Raw genomic sequence first — 26,250 nt, 5'->3', positions numbered from 1 at the left:
TGAATAGTCCTCGTTGCGGGCTAGGCTCGAAGTTAATCTCGCGCCACACACAAGTTCAATGCAGGCGTCACCGGACTGTCAGGATGGCGGTCAAAAGAACAACTTCACTAAAGGGTTAACGATGGATCGATATGATGCCCCGCTGGTTGTAGAGCGCACTTCGCGGGCTGGAATGTTGACGGGACTGATTACGAGAAATCCCTGCCTGAGCATTTTTTTCATGACACTGGCCGTGTTCATGGCATTGCAGTACAAACCCGCTGTCCTCAACTACACAACACGCTTTGTCGACTTTGCCGAGTACATGTTGCTGCACGGTGTCACGCTGTTCCCGATTGCCGACGACCTCAAGCCTTATCCCGACTACACGGTCCTCAATACCTTGTTGGTCTATCTGGTTTCCTTGCCGTTCGGCCGGGTGTCCGTTCTTTCCATGGGTTTTCCGTCCTGCGTGGCCGCGTCGCTGATGCTGGTATTCATTTATCGGCTGGGCGCGTTGCGCAGCAAAAAATGGGGCGCGTATGGCGTTCTTTTCAGCCTGCTCACCTGGGCCTTTCTTGACGGCGTCAACTCGCTGGCACTGGATATCTATCCGGCGTTGTTAACGGTGATGTGCTTCTATTTTGCCTATTCGGCGGAAATGAAAAAGGACCCGCGGCGCCTGGTGTTTCTGTACCTCGGTCTGGCGCTGGGATTCGCGTTTCGTGGGCCTATTGGCTTGATCGGACCTGCGAGTGTCATTGGCGCTTATTACTTGCTGAGCCGGCAGTGGCGCCTGCTGCTGCTGTTTTCATTGCTCTCGGGCGTGATTCTGGCGGTGGGGGTTGTGTTGCTGGCATGGGCGGCCTACTTGCAAGGGGGGCAAGCGTTCCTCGAGGAAGTGCTGAACATGCAAGGCATCGGACGCTTCGGTTCCGACCACGCGCCACGCTATTACTTCTACTTCTCCGCAGGCCTGTTGACCTACGGCATCACGGTGTTTTACGCCATCAACGTGATTCTCAGGAAGTACAAACTGTTCTTTCGCCCAACCCGCGATAAAGACATCGACCTGCTGCTCTATCTGAGCGGGTGGCTGTTGGTGCTGCTGGTGCTGTTCACTGTTCCCAGTTCCAAGAAAGCGCGCTACATCCTGGCAATCACCCCGGCCATTTCGCTGCTGGCCGCCTACCTCTTCGTCAGCAAGGAAGCCGTCTTCGTACGCGCCAGAAACGGCCTGCTGAACTTCTGCCTGAAGTTGCCCATGCTGGGGTTGGGGATGCTGGTGGCGGTGCTGGTCTACAACAACTTCGCCAATGTCCCGTTACAGCCCAACTACCTCGGCGCAGGCCTGGGGCTGTCCGCGTTGTTGAGCTTCTATCATGTTAAACAGGAGTACTTCGTCGAACATCCCTATCGCGAGTTCTTGACGCTTTCGTTTGGGGTAGCGGCATTTCTGATACTGGATATGTTTTTCTTCAACCCAATCACCTACCACTTGGAACTCATGATCGAACCCACGCCGAAGTTTCTGCCGTATTGGTTTTGGTGAAGCCTCTTCCTGATTCATGAGTCAGCGACACGACTGTCCAGTATCCATATGTTGGTATCTGACAGGGTCATGACGCAATCTGGCTACGGAATCGTCGGAAATGTTCGTCGGTTCAGGGCACGCCATTGCCGCAGCAGGGCCGGCACAAAAGCAGTCGTTTGCAGCAGTAAAAAAATAAAGGTGGCGCCCGCTTTCGCTAGCGACACCTTCATCCACTGCCCGCTAATCAGGCCTTCTTCCTCGCCTCTTCCAGCGCTTTTTCAGCGTTGAACCCGTCGAAGTTCTCGAATACGCCCAGAAAGGCCGATTCGTGTGCTCACTGAACTGCTGATCGAGTTCTTCGGCGAAACACCACACCTGGCAGTGCAGCCGCTGTCACATCAGGCAGACTTCAGGTGATGCGGGCAAGCTATCCAGAAATGCGCCAATCTGACGCTTGCATCGCAAGTGCACCGTCGGGATCTGCGGGCCAATGGCCTGACGCACCGCCTCGATACCAGGGCGATAGCCACGATCGAAATTCCATACGAAGTTCAGGAATGTCAGGTACGCCCGATCAAGCTTCTCTGTACAACCTGCAGCAAGGTCTGCACGAGGTCGATTCAATACGCTGCGCAGGATCACCCGAGTGAAGCAGGTGAGCCGCGGCGTATCGAGCCAAATGATCAGATCGGCACGAGGCAGGCGCAGGTCGAATGTGCGACGGGCATAGTTGCCTTCACAGATCCAGGCATCCGCTGATATCGCTTCTCTGACGCGTGCGCGAAACTGCTCGGCGTCTGGCTCGATCCAGCCGGGTTCCCAAAACAGGGTATCCAGATGCACCACCGGCAGACCGAGACGCCTGCCCAAGGCACGGGCAAGGGTAGATTTGCCGCTACCGGCATTGCCAAGAATTACAATCCGTTGCATGGGAACTCCCTGTCGAGAAAAAGCCGGCAATTGTGCGGTTTTTGCAGGGTCAGTTAAAGACTGATGGACAACCGCGCTATCGACGTAAATTTTTGCAGGCTGTTTTGCTATTTGCAGGCCGGGGCAACGTGTCGCCGTCGTTAAGCGGTTGCTTTCGGCCAAAAGCGGTCATCCTGCACCGTTAGGTGTCGACCCATTGCGACCATTCGTAGGAGCCACCACAATCGGAGGACTGTTGGTGGTGAGGTGACACATAGTGAGGATTGAAGTATCAGAGGAAGCCGACTGGAAGCTTTTCGAGGACTTGGCCCGGGTTATTGAGCAAGGGCTGGGCGGTTGCTGGAAAGAGAGGCTTGATGGTCCGGACCAACGCTATTGGGATCTGTTGGTGGATGAACACACGCTTACCCTGCACCTTGAACACTATTTAGGCATTTCAGTGGACATTCCCGATAGCGCAGATGACATTGCTCGAAGAGTATGTGCGTTGCTCAAGCAGCCTCCTTTACGGGTAAGCCCGCTCTAACAAAGATCCCAACTGATCTAGAAGGCAGGTGTGGGTCGATTTCTGTCTGTAGCCACCGTCAGCTTGTGGCCGACAGCGGTCGCTTGCCGATGTCCGCTTCTGGCCGATTTTTGTCTGTCGCCACCGTCAGCTTTGGGTCGAAAGTCGTCGTTCGGTAACCACATCGGAACCTCGCTACTCCCCGCAGGATCGGGTAACAGCGTGGAGATGTGAATCGACTGAGTCGTTGCGTGTTTAACAGATCGCCATCCTGGAAGCGGCTACTTTAGTGGAGATTGAAGTGGACATTGACTGTCTATTAAAAAAAGGCAACTGAACGTGCAAGAGCAAAATGCTCTTGTGGCCCACACACTCATTGTAACCGCCAAAGCTTGGCTGGCCAGAGGGGTCCCTCTCGCCTTAAAAAACTATGGCGAGTCGAAAGGCGTTAGATGGTCAGAAACCGTCGTACTCGGCCTTGAAGTTGACTTTCCCGGAATGCCACGCCTTTATGGTCTTTTGCTCACTCACGCAGAGCGGTTCATAGAGTTTGAAATTGATACCGATAGCACTCATAGGTACGTGGAATCGGTGAGTCAATGGGAGGATGTTTCTGCTAATCAGGACTACGCGTCCCGAAAGCGCGGCACTGGAAAGGGCTTCGCAGCAATTGCTCTCCAGGTGAGGCGCGAACTTCTATACGGCGTTTAGGTGTGAATCACTGAAGCAGAGACTCCATTGTTGATCGTAAGCCGCATTTAATGAGTGGCAGCTTTCGGCCAAGAGTGTGTAAAAACTCCAAAACCAGCTTGGATGATTAAAACTGCCCCCAAATGCGCATTGCCGCACCTGTCCGGCGTCAGTAGGATTCGGTCATCACTGAAACAAATGGATGTGAATATGGAAAGCATGCCGAGAATGGAAATTGAGCGCGTTGCGTATCAAGAGTTTTTAACTCTTTGGGAACGCGGAGCGTTCGATAATCAGCGCTTAGGCCAAGCGTTCTATAACCATTTTCGGCTTCATCGTCTGAGCGACCAAACGCGCCTGTTCGGTCTCTATGAAACTGACGGAGACAAGGCCATGACCGCGATCTCCCGCCTGTTCCAAATCTGATAACTCCGGCCCCGCGTTTCGCGAGAGCAGGGTCAGCCTTGGGTCAATAGTCGCCTCTCATAAGAGACTGAGTTGGCTCAGAGTGTGTAAACGCTTTTGCGAACCCTTGCTATGATTTCTGAGGATTTCATCGCAGGGATCGCCCATGAAGCGCTTTATCCAAGGTGAACATCGAGGCCAAGGCACCTTACTTCCCGAGAGCCTCGACGACTACGTCAGCGATACCAACCCGGTGCGCGTAGTCGACGTCTTTGTCGAAGAACTCGACCTGGTCAAACTGGGTTTTGAAGGTGCCATTCCAGCCGATACTGGCCGGCCTGCTTACCATCCCGCGATCCTCTTGAAGATCTACATCTACGGCTATCTGAACCGCATTCAGTCGAGCCGGCGCCTGGAACGAGAAGCCCAGCGTAACGTCGAACTGATGTGGCTGACCGGCCGCTTGATGCCCGATTTCAAGACCATTGCTAACTTCCGAAAAGACAACAGCAAGGCCATCCGAGGCGTCTGCCGCCAATTCGTGGTGCTGTGCCAGCAGTTGGGATTATTTGGAGAAAATCTGGTCGCCATCGACGGAAGTAAATTCAAAGCCGTCAACAACCGCGACCGCAATTTCACCAGCGCCAAACTGAAGCGGCGAATGGAAGAAATTGAATCGAGTATTAATCGATATCTGACTGCGCTCGACAAAGCCGACCAGCAAGAACCCACAGCTTCCGAGCCCAGTGCCGTGCGGCTGGAAGAGAAAATCGCCAAGCTCAAAACTCAAATGAAGGAGCTTCAAGCGATCGAAATCAAACTCAATGAATCGCCGGATAAACAGGTCTCGCTGACCGATCCAGACGCCCGTTCCATGATGACTCGCGGCACGGGAATCGTCGGTTACAACGTGCAGACAGCGGTCGATACCCAGCACCATTTGATCGTTGCACATGAGGTGACCAACGTCGGTTCCGACCGCGATCAACTCAGTTCGATGGCCAAGCAGGCCGGCGAGGCGATGGCGTCAAAAACGCTGTCGGTAGTGGCTGACCGAGGTTACTTCAAAAGCGAAGAAATCCTCGCTTGTCACGATGCCGGCATCACCGCCTATGTGCCCAAGCCGATGACCTCTGGAGCCAAAGCGGACGGGCGTTTCAATAACGATGTTTTCATCTATGACGCGGCAAAAAACGAATACATTTGCCCGGCTGGCGAGGCGCTGGTCTGGCACTACTCCTACGTTGAAAAGGCCTGAATTTGCATCGTTACTGGAGTTCGAAATGCCAGAGCTGCGCGTTGAAGTCGCAATGCACCCCGAGCACGGAACGACGAGTTCGACGCTGGGAGCATGAAGCCGTATTGGAGAAAATGCAGAACAGGCAGTAACGCCCCGGAGATGATGCGCAAATGTAAAGCACATCATCTATTTTACTTGTCATTGTCAGTATGTCGTCATCGGTCTCCATGAATCGAGCATAGACGGTAATGCAATATATGTTTTACGGGGCACATCTTTACTACTGGAATCGGTCGCCGGGGGCCAGCGGCCCCTCTTGGCCCAGAGTGTGTAAAAACGCTTCGCCAAAATTGAAGTGTGCGCGTCTACGTTAAATCTGAAATTTATCGGCACGTCAGCAGATGTGGATTTCGCGTAGAAGCGCGATTTTCAGTCCGGTTTTCAGTACCTGTCGCGCTCAAAAACGTTTTTACACAGCCTCGGCCGAAAGCTGTCTGCCCACAAGGCCCGCTTTCGACTCAAATCTGGCAATGGCGATACTGAATCGCCCCGGATTTCTTAGATATTGAATGACCGCTTCTGGCCGATAGCTGCCAGCCAAAATCAACTATTTCCAACTCAGCGCAGACATTGCACGGGATGGCGTTGGTTATCTCCAGACGTCATTCGAAGCCGTTCTTTCGCCATCTTCACGCCCGATGTTCAAAATACCTAGTGGCACGCTCATCAATTTTGATGAGCGATGGAATTCACCTGCGCTGAATTCCACCCGGTCATCGCGGGCCCCTGCACCCGATTCGAGTGGTGTGTTGAAACAGCAATCACAAATACCAGCGATACTCCCGCGCACTGATCTCCTGCATGAATGCCAGGTGATCCTGACGCTTGTTCTCGCAATACACGTCGACAAACTCGGCGCCCAGTCCCGCCCGCAGTTGCGGCTGATGCTGCAACGCGCGCACGGCATCGAGGATTTCCGTCGGAAAGTCGATGCCGCTGTTGCGGTCGTCGTTGAGTGGCGGGATCGGTTCCTTGCCTGATTCCAGACCATGTTCCAGGCCCACCAGAATCGCCGCCAGCACCAGATACGGGTTGGCGTCGGCGCCGGCCAGTCGGTATTCGATGCGCAGGTTTTTCGTGTCCGATTCGGGAATGCGCAGGCAGGCGTCACGATCCTCGTAACCCCAGCTCGCCTTGGTCGCGGTGTTCACCGTGCCGCTCAAGCGGCGCATGGCGTTCTGGTTTGGGGCGAAGATCGGCATGCTGTGCGGTAGCAAGTCCAGGCAGCCGGCCACCGCATGATGCAGCGCTTGCTGGTGATTGGCCGCCAGCAGGTTGTTGCCGACCGCGTCATACAGGCTGACATGCACATGCATGCCGCTGCCCGGATGCTCCACGTACGGCTTGGCCATGAAGCTGGCGCGATAGCCGTGCTTGAGCGCAACCCCACGGGTACTGCGACAGAACAGCGCCGCCCAGTCGGCTGCGCGCAAACCGTCGTCCAGATGGCCGAAATTGATCTCGAACTGCCCCGGCCCCAGCTCGGCGGTAATCACCGTGGCGTCGATGCCTTGAGCCCTTGTGGCCTCAACCATTTCGTCGAGCACCGGGGCAAAGCGTGACAGGCGCTCGATGTGCATGTTCGGCTGATCATCGGCGTCGTCGGTCAGCTCATCGCGAGGGAATTGCGGCAGGCCGTCGCGCAGTTTTTTGTCGAACAGATAGAACTCCAGTTCGAAGGCCACCACCGGGTGAATGCCCTTGGACGCCAGTCGATCCAGCACTTTCGCCAGCACTTCGCGGGGTTCGAACTCGATGGGTTTGGCGGTGCCGTCGGAGGTAATCAGCATCTGCCCCAGCGGCTGCGCTTCCCAAGTCACGGGCTTGAGTGTGCCGGGCACCAAACGGCGCACGGCGTCCGGGTCGCCGTCGTTGAAACAGTAATCGCCAATCTTGAACAGACCGCCCTGCACGCCCAGCAGCACACAGTTCTGCGGCAGTTTCAGTGCACTGCCCGCCGCGACTTTTTCGAGCATGTCCACCGGATAGCGCTTGCCGTAGAAGTGCCCCGGAATGTCCAGGGAAATCAGGTCGACATAACGCACCTCGGGGTAGCGTTGGCGAAACGCGCGCACTTCGGCGAGCAGGTCAGAGCAAACAGCGTCCATCGTGTTCATCCTTTGTTGTTATCAGGTGTAGACCCAGAGCACACGGGTGAGCTGCCCCGTGAGGTTGCCGTAGCGGCAATGGGTGTGACTGTCGAATTGAAAGCTGTCGCCGGCCCTTAAGGTGACCGGCTCGTCGTCGTTGCCCAGCCACAAGGTCAGCTCGCCTTCGAGCACGTAGCCGCCCTGCTCCGAGCTGTCGCTCATGTGCCGGTCGCCACTGCTCGCGCCCGGTTCCAGGTGACTTTCGAGCATGGAGAACGACGCGCGCATCTGCGGCGACACCAGAATGTCGGTGATGCCGTTGGCGTAATACAGCGTGCGGCGCTCGTCCGGGCGGGTTACCCACGGCAACTCCTTGGGCTTGGGCAGGCTGTAGAAATAGGTGGTCGGCACGCCGAGGGTTTCGCTGATGGCGGTGAGGTCGGCCACGGTCGGGCGCGACAGGCCGCGTTCGACTTGCGAGAGAAACCCCACCGAACGGCCGATTTTGTCGGCCAGCTCTTTGAGGGTGTATTTCTTGTGCTTGCGCAGGTCGTGGATCAGGATCGCCAGCGCAGCGATTTCTTCTTGTTTGTTCATGGCTGATCTTCTGGGAAAAGCTTCATCAGATACTGTCGCGCAGTCGATACCAGGCTTTGCCGACGGCTTCCAGCGGTGCGGCGAGGTATTTGCCGCCGGGGAAACGGCCATTGCTCAGGCCCTGATACAACGCCAATTCATCCTGCTTGCCGAGAATCGCCTCGGACACGGCGCGGGCGGCGGCCAGCGTCGGTAGCACGCCGTGGCCCGAGTAGCCCTGCAGCCAATAGCGATCGCCTTCGCGGCCAACGTCAGGCGTGCGTTTGATTGTCAGGTCGATGTGCCCGCCCCAGGCGAATGGCAGTTCGACGCCTTTAAGCTGCGGAAACACCCGTTCAAGAAACGGCCGAGTCGCCGCCGCAATGTCCTTGGGCATACCGCCCAGATAAGTGCAGCCGCCACCAAACAGCAGGCGGTTGTCGGGTGTGCGACGGAAGTAATCGAGGACGAACTGGTTGTCGGTCACACAGACGTTGCTCGGCAGCAGCGCAGTGGCTTGCTCCGGCGTCAGCGGCGCGGTGGCGACTTGGTAGGTGCCGACCGGCAGGATGCAGCTTGAGAGTTGTGGATCGAGTTGATCGAGATAGGCGTTGCAGGCCAGCACCAGCACATCAGCCTTCACCGAGCCGCGCTCGGTGTTGACCCGAAAACCGTTGCCCTCCTGCTGATAACTCAACGCTTTGCTTTGTTCATGAATGCGCCCGCCGGCACGCTCGATGGCGGCGGCCAGGCCCAAGGCAAGTTTCAGCGGATTGAGATGCGCGCCTTCGGCGTCAAAGAGCCCGGCCTGATAGCGCTCACTGGCGACCCATTGCGGCAGGTCTTCACGGGGAATGAACTGCAGACCATCGTGGCCCCATTTGTGACTGGCCTCGTGTTGCCATTCAGTCAGCAGGCTGACCCGCCGCGGCATCACCGACGTCCACAAATGGCCCGGGCGGTAGTCGCAATCGAAACCATGACGATCGGGCAGTTCACGCAGTTCCTGCGCGGCCCAACGCATGCCGTCCCACAGACGCCGGGCGCGCTCATATCCAAGCGCTGCCTCCAGTGGCGGCATGTCGCACGACCAACCCAGAATCGCCTGCCCGCCATTACGCCCCGACGCGGCCCACGCCACACGGCTGGCTTCCAGCACCGTGACACGTTTGCCGGCCAAGGCCAGGCGCAACGCGGTGTGCAGCCCACTGAAACCGGCGCCGATGATCACCACCTCGGTGTCGTGCTCACCTTCCAGAGCGGGCCGTGTGCTGAGGATATCGGCGCAACTGTGGGCGTAATAGCTGGCGACATGCTGCTGGGACTGCTGAAACATTCGGCGCCTCATGAAATTATGTTTTTATAATTTCATGAAAATCTATACGAATAATTTCACGCCAACAACCCTGACATGAATCTGCGCAGGTTCTATGCCTTTACTTGTAGGTAATGGTGAAATTCGCCGTGGCCGTCGCACTGCCCGGCTGTGGGCCTGTGGAATTGCCGGCGGTCTGGATGTAGCGTGCGCCAAATTCCAGCACGGTGTTGCCATCCTGCACCGGCATCACCGGCACTTCGACGCCCAGCGGCATCGGCGTGCCGTCCTTCTTCAACACCTGCACGGCAACGCCGCTGGCGGTGGCTTCGGAGTTGAGCCCGAGTACGCCTTGGGTGCCATCGACGATCATCGAACCTTTGGCGCCGTCGAGGCGGATGTTGGCAGTGTTGCCGCTGAAATAGTTCCAGGTCGGGTTACCGGTGTAGGTTCCGGCAATGCAGCTTTCCAGGGTGATGTTGAAGCCCTGAGTCTCGGTCACACTGCCGGGCCCGTTGAATACGCGGCGCTCCCAGTTTTTCATCGGCACGTCGATGATGCTGCCCACGCCTTCGGGCATGCTGCATCCGGCCACGGTCACGCTGCCGGTCAGGCGGCCGTCGATCCAGTCGAACGGCGTGCCATTGTTGTCGATCGTGACGGTATACACCTGCAAATTGCCGAAATCGTGGTTGCCCGCTGGAATGGGACCCGTCTTGATCAGGATCAGGCTGTTATAGGTATTGGAGCCAAAACCACCGCTGTTGCAGCCGACAAACGTCAGCGGAAAGTACCAACTGCCGGAGGTCAGACAGAGGTAGTTGGGGCGACTCTCGTTGACCATCCCTACCCCGACGCCGGGAATGTTCGTGGCGTAGAGCTGGCTACCTTGTACTGAGCCGATGGCTGCGGTGACCGTGGGCAACTTCGCACCCAGCATGTTGGCCTGGATCGAAAACGGTACGGTCGTCGTGCAGTTGATGATCGGGAACCGGGTGTACTTGACCAGACCGATGGTCGATCCCACACGCGCATCCTGGGGAATGTACACATCCCCGATGGGGTGCACGCTCTGGGTCGCGCTGGTTGACCTACAGTCGGCCAACGCCATCTCTGACAGCACAAACGGTACCGCCGCCAACGCGCTCAGCAGCAGGCGCTTTTTCCACGTTTTCATGTGTTTCATGGACGAACTCCTCGACACACGGCATCCATCACCCGGTAACCATCGGTGGCCGGGGTGTTGCCGATATCCAGTTGAATTTCACAGGTTTGTGCGGCTTTCTCGCCCCACTTCATGGTGTAGGTCTTGCCGCTGCCGGCGGACAGCAGCACCTGACCGGCCTGCCCTACCACACCGACGCTGGCGCCCTGCTCGTCATGTACCGTGGTGCCGAACGGCAGCAACTTGCCGTCCTGCAAACGCACGTTGAGCAGGATTTTTTCCGAACGGCTCGCAGCGAACGTCGCCTTGACCACCGCGCCGCGACGCGGCACCACGTTGGTCACGCCCTCGGCGATATCGACGCTGGTATCCAGTTCGCTGGTGTCGACTGCCACGCGGTTTTTGCGGTACGGCGTGACGTACGGCACCAGCGCGTAGCCCTTGTCGTTGGTCAGGGTGCCCGGCGCGTTGAGCACGCCGACCTTAGGCGTGTCCTTGACTTCGACCAGCGCCACGGTTTCGCCAAGGGTCTGGCCAAATTCAAGGCCATCGCTGTGCGCCAGCACCGAACCGGCGGCGCTGACCGACGTCTGCTTGTAACCCTGACCGACGCTGACCCCCGCGCCCAACTGGGCAAACGGTGCGCGATAGCCGACCATTGCCGAGCCGTTGTTGCCGGTGTTCTCCACGCGGTTGGCGTTGACGCTGTAGTTGAGGTTGCCGTCGCGTCCGCTCAGACCGGCACGCTGATCGAGGCTGCCATCGTTGTTGCGGGTCACGCTGAACGTACCAGTGTTGCGCGACTGGCCCAGCGGCATCGAGACGGTGAACACCAACTGGTTGTTGTCACCGAACGAGTCGGTCAGGGTCTTGCTGGCATACACGCCATAGGTCACGCCCTTGTACTGGGTGTTGAAGCCCAGTTGCATCTGCTTGTCTTCGCGCGAGGTGCCCCAGTAGTTCTGCTTGCTCATGTTCAGGTAGAACGAGCCATAGTTGTCCAGCGCCTGGTTGATGCTGGCCTCGACCTTGCTGCGTTTGGAGAACTGGCTGTATTCGTTGGGTTGCTGCAGATCCACGGCCTCGGCGAAATCCCGATAGCCTTCGGTGGAGTAGCGATAACCGGCGAAACGCACCGACGTGCCGGTTTCGAATGCCTTGCCATAGCGCAAGCCGACGCTTTGGCCTTTCTTGCTTTCACCCTTGGCCGAGACCGACGTCGGCACATCGGTCTGCGCCTGAGTCACGTCCATCGAGACCGCACCGAGGCTGCCAAGGCTCTTGCCGATACCGGCGGTGCCGGCGCGATAAAAGTCGGCACCCAGCAAACCACCGTACAACGTCAGGTCGAACGGCAAACCGTACGCCGCCGTAGCCTGGCCGAACATCGGGCGCTCGCCGCCGTTGGCCGCGTTGTACTCACCGGCCGTGACGCTGTAGCGCCAGGTTTTCTCGCGCAACATGTTGGCCAGCGTCGCGTACGGCTGGGTAAAGCGCCGCTCGCGGCCGTCGGCTTCGGTGATGATCACTTCCAGATCACCGCTGCCCGAGGCGGCGTTGAGGTCGTCGATCTCGAAAGCACCCGGCGCCACGTAGGTGGTGTAGAGCGAGTAGCCATTCTGGCGCACTTCGACCTTGGCCTGGGTTTCGGCAATGCCGCGAATGATCGGCGCATAGCCCTGCATCGAGTCCGGCAACATGCCCATGTCCGAGGCCAGTTGCACGCCACGAAACGGCACGCTGTCGAACACATCGCCCGGGGTAAAACTTTCGCCGAGGGTCAAGGTGCCCTTGAGCGAGGTGATATCGCGCTGCGCATAGGTGTTGCTGCGCTGCCAGTCACTGCCACCCTCCTTGTCCTGACGGAACGAAGAGCTGGAGCGAAAGCGCCAGTCGCCGAGGTTGAAGCCACCGTTGGCATAGAGGTTGTACTGGTTGCCGCTACCGCGCGCATCGCTGTGGGTCTGCGCTGCCGAAAACTGGTAATTGAGCATCGCTGCATTGATCCCGCGATCCCACTCCGAAGGTGCGACATAGCCGGCCGCATCGCGGCGCAAGGCGATCTGCGGCACGCTGATGTCCAGCGCGAGGTGACCGGCATCGAAGCTCACCGACGCACCGTCGATCAGCGCCGCCAGATCCATGCAATCGGGGAGGATTTCACCGGGTACCTGGAAGGCTTCGATCTTCACCCCCAGCTCCTGCAGAAATGCGGGTGACAGGCACGCGCGCACTTCGCCGCTGGCCTCGTCTTTGGCAAACGTCATATCGCGACGATCGAAGAAGCTCTGGTTCAGGCGAATCACCACCGGGTAGGCGCCCGGGCCGATGCTGCCGCTGTTGCCGATGGCGTCCAGGTCCAGGTTCGGACCGGCACTGGCACCGCCAAACGACTGCATGAAACCTGCATCGAACTTCGCCGGTTCACCGGCGTGGGCGACGTTGCTCAGGCACGCGGCCACGACGGCCACCCACAACGGCAGCGGCGCAAACGGCACGGAAAAACGGGAGCTGGAGGAGGCTTCGATTCGCATGGCAATACTCACTACTCTGCCGCCGCGCCACAGGTGTGGCACGCCGATTCAATCGCAGGGAAAAGGGATGAAGCGTCAGCGGGCGCCGCTCAGCGCAACGCTCTTGGGATCGGTGTAGCCGCCGTAGTCGTTGATCGCGGAGTACACCACTTCGCCGCTGGTGCCCTTGAAGCCCGGCAGCGGATAACGCTGGCTGCTCATCGGTGCGACCATTTTCGGTTCGGCGACTTCAACGCTCTGTGCACCCGACTTGGCTGTCACACCAATGAACGACACGTGGTACGGCGAAGGGTTGTTGACCACCAGTACGGCCTGGCCCTGCTCCTGCGTCAGGCTCCATTGCAACTGCGACGCGGCATCCAGCGCGGTGCCCTTGAGGCCCGTCGGGCGATAGAACAACTTGACCCGGGTGCGCATGGCGATCTTCAACGTGTTGGCATTGCCCTCGCTGGCCACCGGAATTTCCTGGGCGTTGAAGTAAAAGACCGATTCGCGATCCGTCGGCAGATTGCCCGCGACTTTCTGGATCCGCACCATCTGTTCTTTGCGCGGATCAAGGCGAAACAACGGTGGCGTCGAGACAAACGGCGTCGCCGTGGTCATGTCATCCGCCTCGGTGTTGACCCAGGTCTGCACCATGTACGGTTGCGAGGTGGTGTTGCTGACAGTGATGGACGCATCACGCTTGCTGCCGTCGAACACGATCCGCGTGCCGCCGAGCATCACACCGGCCTGACTGACGCTGCTCAGCAATGTGCTGCCCAGCAGCAGCGCGATGGCCGATGCGGTTTTGAAGGGGGAAGTCAGTTTTTTCATTTCGATCATCCTCTGGCCGCCCGGCCACTGGCACGAGCGAGGGGATGGCCGCTGCCATCCAGGACAGCAGCGGCGCATCAACAGGGCTTACTCGTAGTCGACGGTGAACGCCGCTTTGGCGTTGGCCGGACCGGAAGTCGCAGCACCGGTGGCGATGTAGTTGGCGGTGAAACGCAACGGCTGGGTCAGGTCCAGGTACGGAGCCGACTCAAGGCCCAACTGCACGTCTTTGCCAGTGGCGTCCTTGATCTGTACGGCGACGTTGGTCGCGGCGCCGGCGTCCGGGGTGATGCCAATCCACTGACCGCTGGAACCGGCATTGCCGCTCAGGGACAGGAACTTCACCGTGGCGCTTTTACCGGTGACGCTGCAGCCTGGGGCGCCGGTATCGATGGTCAGGGTGAAGGCGCCGCCGCCAGCGACGTCGCCGACATTGGCCAGTGCGGTTTTCGGTACGTTGCCCAGGCCAACATCGCCGGCACCGGCCGAGCCGTTGAGGTCAGTCACGACCACCGGGCAGGTGTTGTCGGTCACGGTGCCGACGAAATTGATTTCGCCGTCAGCCGCCATGGCAGCTTGAGAACCCGCGGCGAGAACGACAGCAGCAACCAGACTTTTGAGCGCAAACTTGTTCATAACGTTATCCAGATAATGAGGAGGCTTGGGAAACCCGCTCGGGCTTCATCCACTGGTGAATGGCTCACCGGGTTGCGGTTTGCCTTTCAACGGGGTTCATTATCGAGATGCGACAGGACAAACCCTGTAGGAACACGCCCGTCGCGTTGTAGGAAATTTCCTTGCGTGAGCGCTGGCTTCACGCACAAAAAACCCGCTGACCGACAGGCGGAAAGCGGGCGTTTCAGCGGCTGAATCCAGCCTTAATTGCGAGTGCCGACCACTGCGGCGCTATTCGACACGATCACTTCAACCCGACGGTTCAACTGGCGGCCATGGCTGCTGCTGTTATCGGCAATCGGATACTGCTTGCCGTAGCCGGCGGTGATGATGCGGTGGCTGTCGACGCCCAATTGCGCCAGGGCCGAAGCCACCGAGGCAGCACGGCGCTCGGATAGACGCAGATTCAGCTCATCGCTGCCGACGGTGTCAGTGAAGCCTTCGACGCGCACCTTGCGCTCCGGGTTGGCCGCGAGAAAATCCGCCAACTGCTGGAAGTTGCGCTGGCTGCCGTACTTCAGATCAGCCTTGCCGGTATCGAACAGCACATCGCCGAAAGTGATGACCTGGCCACGTTCGGTGGGCTTCGCCTTCAGCGCCTGCAACGCCTTGAGTTGCTGGGTGCGCACGTCCAGCTGCACCTGAGTGCGCTCGGCGGCGATGTTCTTCAGGCTCGCTTCGGCTTCGCGACCGAGAATGGTCTGCTCGGCCAACTCGATTTTCTGACTGGCCAGATACGCCAACTGATCAATGGCCGGATCACGACGATCGTTGTTCGACGCGGCGTCCGCCTTGTTCAGGGCGATGAACGCGTCTTTGGTTTCCAGTGCGGCCAACGTGTTCGATTGCGGCTTCGCTTGCAGCGCGCTGAACTGCGCGTGCGCCTGTTGCAGATGACTGTTGAGCGGTGGTGCGGCGCAACCGGCCATCAAGACTGCGAAAAGCGAAACGGCAGGAATACGTACTGAATGTCGCATGTTTTTTTCCTTATTCGCCGGCATTGGCCGATGGGGTGAAACCCGTATCCGGGGCCTGCAGCATTTCTTGTTTGAGCACCTGGATGCCGGCGCGGGACTGCTGCAATTGTTGCTGCCACTTCACTGCACGTGCCTGGCGTTCAGCCAGGTTGGCGTCGACCTCAATCTGTTCGGCCAGAGTACGCGCCTGTGCGAAGTTACGTTCGCCCATGGCCCGTTCCATGAGGAACAGCTTGTCCTGAGCGGCTTTCATTTGCAGCGGCGCGTACTGCGTGGCGTCTGCCGAAACGGCACGATTGACAGCGTTTTTTGCCAGGACAATCTGGTCGTCCGGTGCCGGCGCGCTGGCGCAGGCACTCAGCGCAGCGACCAGTGCCAGCAACGCTGCCCACGTACCTACCCGTTGTGTATTCGTCATCTACTGCTCCAGCCTGAAAAAGTAATCCCGGGGCAACCTCTCCCCTGCGGATTGATGCTTGTGGAACTGCCTGTGCACAGTCAGTGCCGACAAACTATCCGAAGGCTGCAAGCCGCTCTGTAGGACGTTTCCCAAGCAACGGTTTGAAAAACAAAAAATTTGCGCGCAGGACAGCCCCAAACCGGCCTCAGGCATAAGGCCGGTGTTTTGGGGGGAAAGTGCTGGGGAGTACAGAGCGTGGGAGACAGGCAATGGCCCGCCGCCCTTGGCGTTAGGATCAGGCGAGATAGTCTTCGAGGTGCCCGGCCAGGCGATCCATGTGTTGATGCAAGGCATCCACGGCCTCGGTCACCTGCACGGAGTCCGCGCCGTTGCAGGCCGTTTCCAGCGCCTCGCAACTGTGGATCAGCGCGTTGGCCTTGATGATGCGTGCCCCGCCCTTGACCCGATGGGCCAGGTCGGCCAGCCCCGGCAAATCATGTTTGCTGAACAACTGCATCAGTCGCGCCATGTCTTCGCTGTTGCTGCTGGCCAGGTCGCCCAACAGACTCTTGATCGACGCCACGTCGCCACGGGTCAGTTGCTCCAGGCTGGCAAGATCCATCACCTCGGTGGATTCGGGCATCGGCTCGGCACCGACCTCGACTGTTGTTTCGTCGCCCATCACCTGGCTCAGCCGCGCAGTGAGGTTCTTCAGGCTGATGGGTTTGAACAGGCAATCATCCATCCCCGCCTCGCGGCAGCGATCCTTTTCCTCCGGCTGTGCGTTAGCCGTGAAACCGAGAATCAATTTTGGCTTTAACCCGCGCGCGGCTTCATCGTCACGGATGGCCCGGGCCAGGTCGTAGCCATTCATGATCGGCATGTTGCAGTCGGTGATGACCACATCGAAGTTGCCGTTGCGCCACGCCCGAAGACCATGAGCACCGTCTTCGGCGTCAACCACCCGATGCCCCAGATAACTCAATTGCTGTGACAGCAACAGACGGTTGGCCGGGTAATCGTCGATCACCAGAATATTCAGGCTTTGCCCGGATCCACGGTTCTCGGTTTCTGCCGGCGGCAGTTCCGCCAGCGGTTCGAGGGTGGTCAGATCCAGCGTGACTTCGATCTGCGTGCCCTTGTGCAACACACTGGTCAGGGTCAACTGGCCGCCCATCATTTCGCACAGCGTGCGGCTGATCATCAGCCCCAGGCCGGAACCGCTGCGTGCGGACTGGTTGTGGTTGGCGGCCTGGGTGAACGGACTGAACAGGCGTTTCTGATCCTCTTCACTGATCCCGTGCCCAGTATCTTCGACCCGGATGACCACACTCAGGTGCTGATCATCGGCTTGAGGCTCGACCCGCACGCTCAGGCGCACCTGCCCTTCGGCGGTGAACTTGATGGCGTTGCTCAACAGGTTGGAAATGATCTGCTTGAAGCGCAAGGGATCGACCAGCACGTCACGATTGGCCCGCGCATCCAGGTCCAGTTGCAGTTGCAGATGCTTCTGCCGCGCCAGCCCTTCGAAAATGCGCACCACCGATTCGAGCAACTCGCGCAAGTTGGCGCGCTCCGGCGCCAGCGACAGGCGCCCAGATTCGATGCGGGCAATGTCGAGGATATCGCCGATCAAATCGAGCAAGCCGCGAGCGGCGCCGGAGGCGACTTCGATGGCAAAGCGATCCATCACCCCTTGATCGGCTTTTTTCAGCGCCAGTTCCAGCATGCCGATCACCGCATTCATTGGTGTACGGATTTCATGGCTCATGGTCGCGAGGAACGTAGTCTTGGCGCGGTTGGCGTCATCGGCCCCCTCCTTGGCTTCGCGCAACTCGGCAAGCAAACGCTGGCGCTCGCTGACGTCGATCCAGCCGGCAATCATCCCGCTGACGTCGCCATTGCTGCTGCGATACGGCAGCATCCAGTGGTAAATGGTCAGCACCCGACCGTCGACCATGCTCAGGCTGCGATCCTGGATCTGTGGCAAGCCATCCTGCATGACCTGCTGGTAATCGCGGTGATAGGTCGCCGCTTCATCCGGATTGCCCAGCACGCCTTCAAGTACCGTCTTGCCGATCACCTGCTCGCGCTCGACACCGAACACCTGCAGATAACCGGTGTTGCAGATCAACAAGCGCCCGTCACGATCGCGCACATAAATCGGATGCGGCGTGCCGTCGATCAGTACCCGCATGAACTCGACCTGATCGTTCAACGCCTGCTCGGCCTGCTTGCGCTTGCGCATCAGCATGCGCAGGTAGGCGATCCAGCCCAGCGCAATCAACAACAATGCGGCAGCCGCGACAAAGCCCTGAATGATCGCCGTGCGATTACGCAGCCAATAGCTGTCGCCCACCACCACTTCACTGCGCCAGCGGTTGGTCAATTCGTCCATTTCTTCCGGGGCGATACTCAGCAAAGCCTTGTCCAGAATCGAATACAGCTCCAGCGAGCCACGGGCGGTGGCAAATGCGATCCGGGCATTCATCACCCCCACGGTGCTGGTAATGCGCAGGCGATCACGGTACTGACGGGAAATCATGTAACGCGCGGTAATCAGCGAATTGACGGCCGCGTCGGCCTCGCCGTTGACCACCATGGCCATCGCGTCCTGAGCGTTATCGGCATCGACCAGGTGGATGTTCGGGTATTGCTCGGTAAGCATGTCGCGCGTGGCATTGCCGGTGATCACCGCCAGGCGTTTGCCGGCCATGTCGTCCAGCGTGCTCGGGCTGCCGGCGGTTGTGCGGCTGACCAGGACAAAGGGCGTGGCGAGGTAAGGCCGGGTGAAGCGCAGGACATTTTCGCGCTCGGCGCTGGGCGTCAGAGTGATCAGCAGGTCAGCCTTGTTGCTGACGATCGATTCGATCATTTCCCCAACCGAGTTCACCCGCTGCACATCGAACTTCAACCCGGTGCGCAACGAAACCTTGGACAGCACGTCGGCGCTGATCCCGCGAAACTCGCCCTCATCGGTGTAAAAGGATAACGGCAGAAAACTGTCGTCGACGACCACGCGCAGCCGTGGATGCTTGTCCAGCCAGCGCTGTTCGCTGACGCTGAAATGCAACTGATGCTGGCCCGGCATGCTTGCGCCGCCGGCGCTCCAGCGGCGCAGGATGGTCATGCGTTCGGTGACCGGAATCTCCAGCAGCGCGGCGTTGATGATGCGCAGCAGACGCGAATTGTTGCGGCTCAGGGCGAACGAGAAGTTGCTCACTTCCATCCGCGAAAAGTCGGCCAGTTGCACGTTGTTCAGGTAGTTCTTGTTGATCAGGTAATTGGCACTGATCGCATCGCCGAGGTACACATCAGCCTGCCCGAATGCCACCGCACCAAGAGCGCTGAGCGTTGACGGATACAGCTGCAGCTTCGCTTTTGGATAAAAGGCTTCGACGGTCTCTGGCGGCAAGTAGTGATAGAGCATGGCGACACGCTTGTCGGCCAGTTCCGGATCAAGGTTCTGGCTGTCGCCCACCCGGCTGACCAGCGTCGGCTGATCTTCGGCGTAGGCCTCGGACAGCACCAGTTCGGGGTCGGCGGCTTCAAACTCGTTGGCATTGCCCAGCAGGTCGATGTCACCGGCCTTGAGCGCCGACAACACCTCGGCCCGCGATGAGTAGCGCTGCACTCTGACTTTGACGTGCAACAGCTCGCCGAGCAAATGGGCGTAGTCGGCCGTTACGCCTTCATAATCCCGACCATTGGTGGTGATACTGAACGGCAAGTAATCCGGTGCCGCAGACCCGAGCACCAACGTGCCTTTGCTGCGCAGCCAGCTCCAGTCGGCCTCATCCAGGCCGACGCTGTAATCGCCCACGCTGGAGCGCCCGAGCAGGTGCAGGCTCTGTGGCGGAGCCGCCCACGCCAGGCCACCGGCCAGCGAACAGAACAGCACCGCGCCTGCCAGGCAACGTTTCAGAAGTCTGTTCATTCAGATGAGGTTGTTACGCTTGGCGAAGTCAGCCAGGTACACCACCGACTTGACGTTAAGCTTTTCGATCAGGCGGGTTTTGTAAGTGCTCACGGTCTTGTTGCTGATCAGCATCGCGTCACCGATTTCCTTGTTGGTCAGCCCCATGGAGAGTTGCTGCAGAATCACCAGCTCGCGGTCCGACAGACTTTGGATCAACTCCAGATCGGTCGCTTCGACATCGCTGCGGCGCACCGAGCTGTTGGCCAGATTGGGGAAGAAGGTGTAGCCGTCCATCACAGTCTTGATCGCCTTGACCAACTCATCCAGCTCATTGGTCTTGGAAATGAAACCGGCGGCGCCGGCCTTCATGCAGCGCATCGAATAGAACAGCGCTGACTGCGAGGTCAGCACCAGAATCTTGCTGGGCAGGCGCAATGCGGCGATACGGCTGAGCACTTCAAGCCCATCGAGCCTTGGGATGGCGATGTCGAGAATGATCAGATCCGGCAAGTGTTCGCGGGCCAGTTGCACGGCGTCGGCACCGTTGTCAGCCTCGGCGACCACTTCGAACTGCTCGTGCTGCAACAGCATCTTGACCGAAGAGCGAATGAACGGATGGTCATCCACAATCAAAGCTTTATACATGTAAACCCCTGTAAGACACGCCGGATGACTCCGGTGACAAGACGTCCATGGTGCAACGATGAACCCGTCGGCCAGTCGATAGCTCAACAAAAGTACACGAACCCGACTGAATTGTAGGAAATTTCTGGAAAGCGTCCGCCTAATCTGAGGGCACGTTCTGCGCCTCGAATGCTGCCTGGTGCAACCATTGCAGCAGGTCGTGCCCGGACATCGGCCTGGCCAGGTAAAAACCCTGGCCAATCTGGCAGCCCATGGCGACCAGTGCATCACGAATTTGCCGGCTGCTGACACCTTCGATCACCAGGGTCATGTCCAGCGACCGGGCCAGTGCCAGTGTGCTGGCCACCATGGCGCGATTTCGCGGTTCACTCAAGTTATGCACGAACTGGCCATCGAGCTTGATCTGGTTGAATGGCAGTTGGCACAACAGCTTCAGTGACGAGAAACCCGAGCCGAAATCATCGATCGACAGACCACACCCCAGCATGCGCATGTGCAGCAGGTTCTCCTGAACCTGGGCATGCAGATCCAGCAGACCGTTCTCCGCCAGCTCGAACATCAGGGCCGACCCGCAAATGCCATGACGCTGCAAGGTGCGCTGAATGTGCTCGATCAGACTCGGGCTGGACAATTGCGAAGCGTGCAGGTTGAACGCCATTTCCAGGGCAATTCCCTGTCGGCGCAAAATGCCGAGAATGTTCAGCCCCTGCTCGAACAACTGCTTGAACATCTCGTCAATCAAGTCGTAGGCCAGCACCGCAGCGAGAAAGTCCTTGGGTAACAACAGTCCTTTTTCAGGATGTTCCCAGCGCACCAATGCCTCGGCACCGGCCAGCCGGCCGTCCCTCATCACACGCTTGGGCTGGAACCAGCCACGGAACTCGCCCATGGCCAGGCCCCGGCGCACCTCTTCCTCGCTGGGCAACTCGGTGACGGCCAACGCCTGCAATAGAGGTGGCGGCGGACAACGGTAACGCTTGAGCAGCCGGCTCAACGCACCCAATTGCAACGGCACATCGAGAACACCGAGCAATTGCAGGCCCGACAGACTCGCCATCTGCCCCACCGCACGACGCAATTCCGGCTGGTGTTCGCTGAACAGGGCCACGGCTTTGACCAGTCCGATCGGACTGGCATAACGCAACAGCTCCAGGCAGTCGAGCCCCTTGCCCCCGAGGTCACACAGAACGATATCGACGCCGCCGCTACGTTGCATGGCGATCATCGCCTGCTCGGCATCTTCGGCTTGCAGCACGTCATGTATGCCGAGTTGGCGCAACATCCTGCCCAGAATATTGCGCTCGAACCCATGTTTTTCCATCACCAGAACACGTGGGGTGGTCATCGTCACCTCCATTATTTTGCAAACCTGAAGGCACAATGATGGCGGTTAGGCGGGCCTTTCGAGGAAGGATTTATCTCTGCGTCATGTAGGAAATTTCCCAAGACTTGTTCCGGCGTCCTCTGTGCCCGAGCCGTCGAGATCAGTGATACACGACCTGCACCACCACGATGGCATTGAACGGCCCGACCTGCGGGTCACCCAGCGACACCATGGACGCGCTCAATGGCACGTCGATATGGCTCACGTCCGCGGCAAAACTGGCCAGGTCGAACGGCTCGTTGATCGGCAGCAAGTTGTTTTTCGCATCGCGGATCTGGATCGCGAACTGGCTGTCCGCCGCCGGCAGAATGTTGTATTCGCCCTGCTGGTTGGCCGTCACGAACGTCGCACCGATATTGACCGGCGTGCTGCAATGCTTGTCCAGCGCCAGGCTGAACGGCTTGGTCGGGTTGGGCGGCGAGAAACCGGTGCTGGTTTTCTGCACCACGCCGAAGTCGACGATGCCCGGCTCCGGCGTCACGGTGACATCAACCGTGCAGGCAGTGCCGACGATGTTCTGCAAACCGCTGAGCTGATAACGGAAGTTGCCGGACGGGTTGGACGGCCCGCCGTTCAGACCGTATAGACCGTCGAACTGGAACACGTCGTAGGTATCCTGCGTCGGACGCTGCAACGGTAGCAGTCCGCGTTTGCGGATCACCACCTGAAACGCGATGTTGGGGTAGACCATCGAACAGGCTTTAACCTCATCGGCGGTGCCCGCCGTCGGACATCCCGGAGAAACGAACCCGGTGTTGACGCCCATCGCCGGGTTGGAACTCCAGTCGCCATCCCACGCCGTGACGCCTCGGTACACCAGACCGAACTCGATGCCCCATGGCGTGGCGTCCAGGCGTGCCGGGTTGCCGTAGAAATAGATCGGATCATTTTCGGCAAAGTGTATATCGTACGGCTTCCAGCACTGGGCCGGCACCACCTGGGTTCTTGAACGCCAGATGATCGTACCGTCGGGCACACTGTCCGGCACCGATACTGGGCCGATGTATTCGCTCAGATAGTCGCCATTGGTCATCGACTTGCAGAACAGCGCCATCGACGCCTGGGAAAACCCCAGCAGCAACGACGCGACGCACACTTGCAGCGCCTTGCGTCGATGCCGGCGCAACCAGCCCGTCATTTCTGCACGCCCTTGCACACGTTGGCGGCGCACTGGAACAGCGAATCAGTCTGACCACCGAAGTCGTTCATGTTCAGCACCCGCAAGGTGTTGAACCCGGTTTGGCTCAACGCAAAACGGGTATTGCTCATCGGTTTGAGCATCACCGTGTCGATCGGCATCGCGGTCTTCTCGGGGCCTGCCTGCAATCCGACGATGGTGATGTGAAACGGCGTCGGATTATCCACCAGCAACGCCTTGGCAGCCGGGTCGATCCTGATGTTCAGCCCCAACGCCAGATCGGCGCCCCGCTCTCTCTTCACCCCGCTGGGACGGTAGAACAGTTTGATTTTCGATTGCAGCGCAATCTGCATCGCGTTGACCGCCTGAGTCTTGGGCGGAATCTCGCGGATGTTCAGGTAGAACACCGATTCGCGATCCGTGGGCAACACGGTATCGGGCAGTTTGACGATGCGCAGAATCGTGCTTTCCTTGGCCTCGATCCGTTGCAGCGGCGGCAGCACCATGAATGGCGAGCTGATTTTCTTGCCGCTTTCATCCTCGATCCATGACTGAATGACGAAGGGCAGTTCCGGGCTGCGATTGCCGACGGTGACACTCACCGACGGCGCGCCTTCTTCGAAAATCACCCGGGTCCGATCCGGCACCACCGCGGCGTTGGCCAGTAGCGGCAGACTCATGGACAGCGTCAGGAGCAGCGATTTACAGCGCTGCAAGTTGGGTTGGCAATTCATAGGAAATCTCCAGAAAGTCAGGGCGCCGCCCTACAGGCAGCGCAAGGGATGCGAGACATTGGTCACGATGTCTTCGACGGGCAGTTCGGCCAGGGCGCAGCTTTTGCTGTCGTCCCAACGCGCCACAAGGCGAGCGTCGGTTTTCACGCCCAAGAGGTACGTCACTCCGTCCTCGCCGACGATGCCCACTTCCTTGTTGGTATTGCTGTCCTGAATCGAGGCCCCGAACGGCACTGCACTGCCATCTGCCAACAGCAGCGTGACGAACGCGTTGTGCCCCTGCCCCGCGGGGAAATTCACGTAGCCGATCGCGCCTTCGGTCAGCGCCAGCCGTTGAATCGGGTTGCTGACTTCAGTGTTGAGCGGCAGCTTTTCCATGTTGACCCGGGCCTCGTAGGCCTGAAACGACGGCAGGCCATCCATGACGGCGTAACCGTCCTGGTTGGTTCGGGCACGACCGGCAAACGCCACGTCCGGCACGCCGTCGGTGGACACCAGCAATCGGGTATCGCCGTTCGAGCCGTTGCCGTGGGCCGCCACGCCATAGCGGGTCACCACCAGCGAGCTATCAATTTCACCGGTGGCCGAGCTGTAGGTACTGCCATCGGTGGTGACCGAGGCATTGGCGCGATACGTCGAGGTGCGTTTGCCGACGTAGGCATTGACGTAGCGGTTGTCGCCGACGCCGCCGTAAACCTGATAGTTCACGCCCTCGCCAGTGTCGTGGCTGTAACCGACATTGCCGGCATAGCCACCGGAACCGCTGTGCTGGATGTTGCTCGACATCGTCGAATTGCCGCCCAGCGGAATGGTCACTCCGAGGTAGATCTGCGAGTCGTTCTGCAAGGCATTGCGCGTCTGGTACGCCGACAGGTTGACGTTGATGTTCTTGACGTTGCCCAGGGAAAAACTGCGCGCCAGCGACACGCCAACCCGATCGGCATCCGGCGCATCCCAATAGGTGGAATGGTCGAAGGACAGGCTGGTGGACAACCACGGGAAACTCTTGGCGAGGATCACCGAATAGCGCTGCTTGCCGGCGTTCATCGAGTAGGAGTCGGGGTCACCGATAAACTGCGAAAAGTTGGTGAAGGTCTTGTCGGAAAAGCGATAACCGAGGAAGCGCAGATCGGTGCCAATGCCATCGAAGTGCTTGGAATAGTTGATGCGGTACGAGTTACCGGTGACTTGCTCACCGTTCCAGCGCAACTTGGCGCGGGAGGTGGTGACGTCGGCCGACAAGGCGCCGAACGCGCCCAGATCCTTGCCCAGCCCGACGGCATGAGCCAGATAACCCGAGGAAGCGAGGACGCCGCCATACGCGGTCCAGTCATGGGGCAAGCCGTACGCCAGTTCCGAGGCGACAAAACCCGGTTCGATCCCGCGCGCGCCGTCCAGCCGTGGCTGGCCGCCGGACAGCTTGTAGCGCAACTCGCCTTCACGGGCGAGGAACGGCACCGCTGCGGTGGATACGGTAAATTTCTGCTCGGTACCGTCCTCTTCGCGCACAGTGACGTCCAGCGTGCCCTGGGCGCTGCTGTTCAAGTCCTGAATGCTGAACGCGCCCGGGGTCACGGTGGTGGAATACAGCACGCGCCCCTGCTGGGAAACCGTGACGGTGGCATTGGTGCGTGCCAGACCACTGATCAACGGTGCATAGCCGCGCAGATTGGGCGGCAACATACGGTCGTCACTGCTCAGGGTCGCGCCACGCAGGGCGAAGGTATCGAACACGTCCGAGTTCAGGTAATCCTCGCCCACCGACAGCTTCGAGCGGATCGAGGGCAGCGCGCGATAGGCGTACAAGCGGTTCAGCTGAAACGGCTTGTCGCCGATGTCATCACCCTGGCTGTCGTTGCGTACTTGAGCCTGATAGTCCGCACGCACGCGCCAGGTATCGAAGTTCAGACCGGCCGTGCCGTAGCTCTGCACCGAATTCGAACGAGTGGAATTGCCAGACGCCGATGACTGACGCGAGTTGGCGATCACCCGGTAATCGAGCAGCGCGCCATTCAAGCCATTGCTCCAGGCTGCCGGCGGAATGTAGTTGGGGTCGTCGTACTCGAACGATGCCTGGGGAATGCTGATTGCCAGGCGTGCCAGGTTCTTCAGGTATTTGATGCTCACGCCGGGCACGCTGGCCAGATCCACGCACTGCCCGTTCGCCGTACGCGGCAAGCTTTCCAGCAGTGGCGGCTTGAGGCCGAAGGTCTGCACCAGATCCAGCGTCAGACAGGCATAACTCTGCTGTGGGTCAGCGCCGGGTTTGAATTCAATCGAGCGCGTGCCGAAGTACCGTTGGTTGACAGCAATGTCGAGCAAGTAAGTGCCGGGCACGGTGTAGTCGGCATGCACAAACTGCCCGAGGCTGACATTCTTGTCGTTATCAATATTCAGAAAGTCCGAATTGAACTCGACAGCCTGTGCCTGGCTGATTGCCAACCAAAGAGAGGACAGAATGAAAGTGCGACGATACAAGGGAGAAACCCTATCGAATGATTCAAGCGCAATAAAAAAAGGGGTTTGCACCCCTTTCTCT

At 59.1% G+C, this 26,250-nt stretch carries 19 protein-coding genes and 1 pseudogene; 4 read left to right on the top strand and 16 right to left on the bottom strand.

What is annotated here, in order from left to right; translation table 11 throughout:
- Positions 1–220: 220 nt before the first annotated feature.
- Positions 221–1,531, top strand: a complete 1,311-nt coding sequence (locus AC27VU_RS00865) for an ArnT family glycosyltransferase (protein WP_488723276.1) — start codon at positions 221–223, stop codon at positions 1,529–1,531.
- 375 nt (positions 1,532–1,906) lie between these two features.
- On the opposite strand, the gene AC27VU_RS00860 is transcribed toward AC27VU_RS00865, so the two are convergent.
- Positions 1,907–2,443, bottom strand: coding sequence for a P-loop NTPase family protein (locus tag AC27VU_RS00860; RefSeq protein WP_201138513.1), 537 nt, complete (start codon positions 2,441–2,443; stop codon positions 1,907–1,909).
- Between the two features lie 256 nt (positions 2,444–2,699).
- Here AC27VU_RS00860 and AC27VU_RS00855 point away from each other — a divergent pair, with 256 nt between their 5' ends.
- The 3 genes and pseudogenes from AC27VU_RS00855 to AC27VU_RS00845 form a co-directional block, all read left to right on the top strand.
- Positions 2,700–2,969, top strand: coding sequence for a DUF3630 family protein (locus AC27VU_RS00855; protein ID WP_342216043.1), 270 nt, complete (start codon positions 2,700–2,702; stop codon positions 2,967–2,969).
- A gap of 879 nt (positions 2,970–3,848) precedes the next feature.
- Positions 3,849–4,064, top strand: a complete 216-nt coding sequence (locus AC27VU_RS00850; protein WP_207866938.1) for a hypothetical protein — start codon at positions 3,849–3,851, stop codon at positions 4,062–4,064.
- Between the two features lie 145 nt (positions 4,065–4,209).
- Positions 4,210–5,451: pseudogene (locus AC27VU_RS00845) on the top strand (IS1182 family transposase); the annotation flags it as partial.
- A gap of 653 nt (positions 5,452–6,104) precedes the next feature.
- On the opposite strand, the gene AC27VU_RS00840 reads toward AC27VU_RS00845, so the two are convergent.
- The 15 genes from AC27VU_RS00840 to AC27VU_RS00770 form a co-directional block, all read right to left on the bottom strand.
- The gene (locus AC27VU_RS00840) at positions 6,105–7,451 is read right to left on the bottom strand and encodes a glutamine synthetase family protein (RefSeq protein WP_488723163.1); all 1,347 of its coding nucleotides are present in this window, start codon (positions 7,449–7,451) and stop codon (positions 6,105–6,107) included.
- Positions 7,452–7,472: 21 nt separating this feature from the next.
- Complete coding sequence (locus AC27VU_RS00835) at positions 7,473–8,030, bottom strand: helix-turn-helix domain-containing protein (RefSeq protein WP_488723162.1); 558 nt, start codon at positions 8,028–8,030, stop codon at positions 7,473–7,475.
- Between the two features lie 25 nt (positions 8,031–8,055).
- The gene (locus AC27VU_RS00830; RefSeq protein ID WP_488723161.1) at positions 8,056–9,345 is read right to left on the bottom strand and encodes an NAD(P)/FAD-dependent oxidoreductase; all 1,290 of its coding nucleotides are present in this window, start codon (positions 9,343–9,345) and stop codon (positions 8,056–8,058) included.
- A gap of 100 nt (positions 9,346–9,445) precedes the next feature.
- Positions 9,446–10,510, bottom strand: coding sequence for a fimbrial protein (locus tag AC27VU_RS00825; protein WP_262141835.1), 1,065 nt, complete (start codon positions 10,508–10,510; stop codon positions 9,446–9,448).
- Positions 10,507–13,023, bottom strand: a complete 2,517-nt coding sequence (locus AC27VU_RS00820) for a fimbria/pilus outer membrane usher protein (RefSeq protein WP_488723160.1) — start codon at positions 13,021–13,023, stop codon at positions 10,507–10,509. The genes AC27VU_RS00825 and AC27VU_RS00820 overlap by 4 nt, the downstream gene beginning before the upstream one ends.
- Before the next feature lie 75 nt (positions 13,024–13,098).
- Entirely contained in the window at positions 13,099–13,839 is a 741-nt protein-coding gene (locus tag AC27VU_RS00815; protein WP_103483446.1) for a fimbrial biogenesis chaperone, read from the bottom strand.
- Positions 13,840–13,926: 87 nt separating this feature from the next.
- Entirely contained in the window at positions 13,927–14,475 is a 549-nt protein-coding gene (locus tag AC27VU_RS00810; RefSeq protein WP_201137657.1) for a fimbrial protein, read from the bottom strand.
- 242 nt (positions 14,476–14,717) lie between these two features.
- Positions 14,718–15,491, bottom strand: coding sequence for an OmpA family protein (locus AC27VU_RS00805; RefSeq protein ID WP_103520685.1), 774 nt, complete (start codon positions 15,489–15,491; stop codon positions 14,718–14,720).
- Between the two features lie 10 nt (positions 15,492–15,501).
- Positions 15,502–15,909 carry a DUF4398 domain-containing protein gene (locus AC27VU_RS00800; RefSeq protein ID WP_103520684.1) on the bottom strand — a complete coding sequence of 136 codons (408 nt, stop codon included), beginning with the start codon at positions 15,907–15,909 and terminating at the stop codon, positions 15,502–15,504.
- A gap of 277 nt (positions 15,910–16,186) precedes the next feature.
- Entirely contained in the window at positions 16,187–19,828 is a 3,642-nt protein-coding gene (locus tag AC27VU_RS00795) for a transporter substrate-binding domain-containing protein (RefSeq protein ID WP_488723159.1), read from the bottom strand.
- Positions 19,829–20,455, bottom strand: a complete 627-nt coding sequence (locus AC27VU_RS00790; protein ID WP_103483451.1) for a response regulator transcription factor — start codon at positions 20,453–20,455, stop codon at positions 19,829–19,831.
- A gap of 139 nt (positions 20,456–20,594) precedes the next feature.
- Entirely contained in the window at positions 20,595–21,800 is a 1,206-nt protein-coding gene (locus AC27VU_RS00785) for an EAL domain-containing response regulator (protein WP_262141831.1), read from the bottom strand.
- A gap of 139 nt (positions 21,801–21,939) precedes the next feature.
- A complete protein-coding gene (locus AC27VU_RS00780; RefSeq protein ID WP_201137654.1) occupies positions 21,940–22,977 on the bottom strand; it encodes a fimbrial protein in 1,038 nt (345 codons plus the stop codon).
- Positions 22,974–23,711, bottom strand: coding sequence for a fimbrial biogenesis chaperone (locus AC27VU_RS00775; RefSeq protein ID WP_226499326.1), 738 nt, complete (start codon positions 23,709–23,711; stop codon positions 22,974–22,976). The genes AC27VU_RS00780 and AC27VU_RS00775 overlap by 4 nt, the downstream gene beginning before the upstream one ends.
- Before the next feature lie 30 nt (positions 23,712–23,741).
- Complete coding sequence (locus AC27VU_RS00770; RefSeq protein ID WP_226499325.1) at positions 23,742–26,189, bottom strand: fimbria/pilus outer membrane usher protein; 2,448 nt, start codon at positions 26,187–26,189, stop codon at positions 23,742–23,744.
- Positions 26,190–26,250 lie beyond the last annotated feature (61 nt).

The sequence above is a fragment of the Pseudomonas sp. 14P5.3.2 genome (assembly GCF_057799175.1).
The sequence above is the reverse complement of the archived record's forward strand: the minus strand, read 5'-3'. Positions and strand labels throughout refer to the sequence as shown.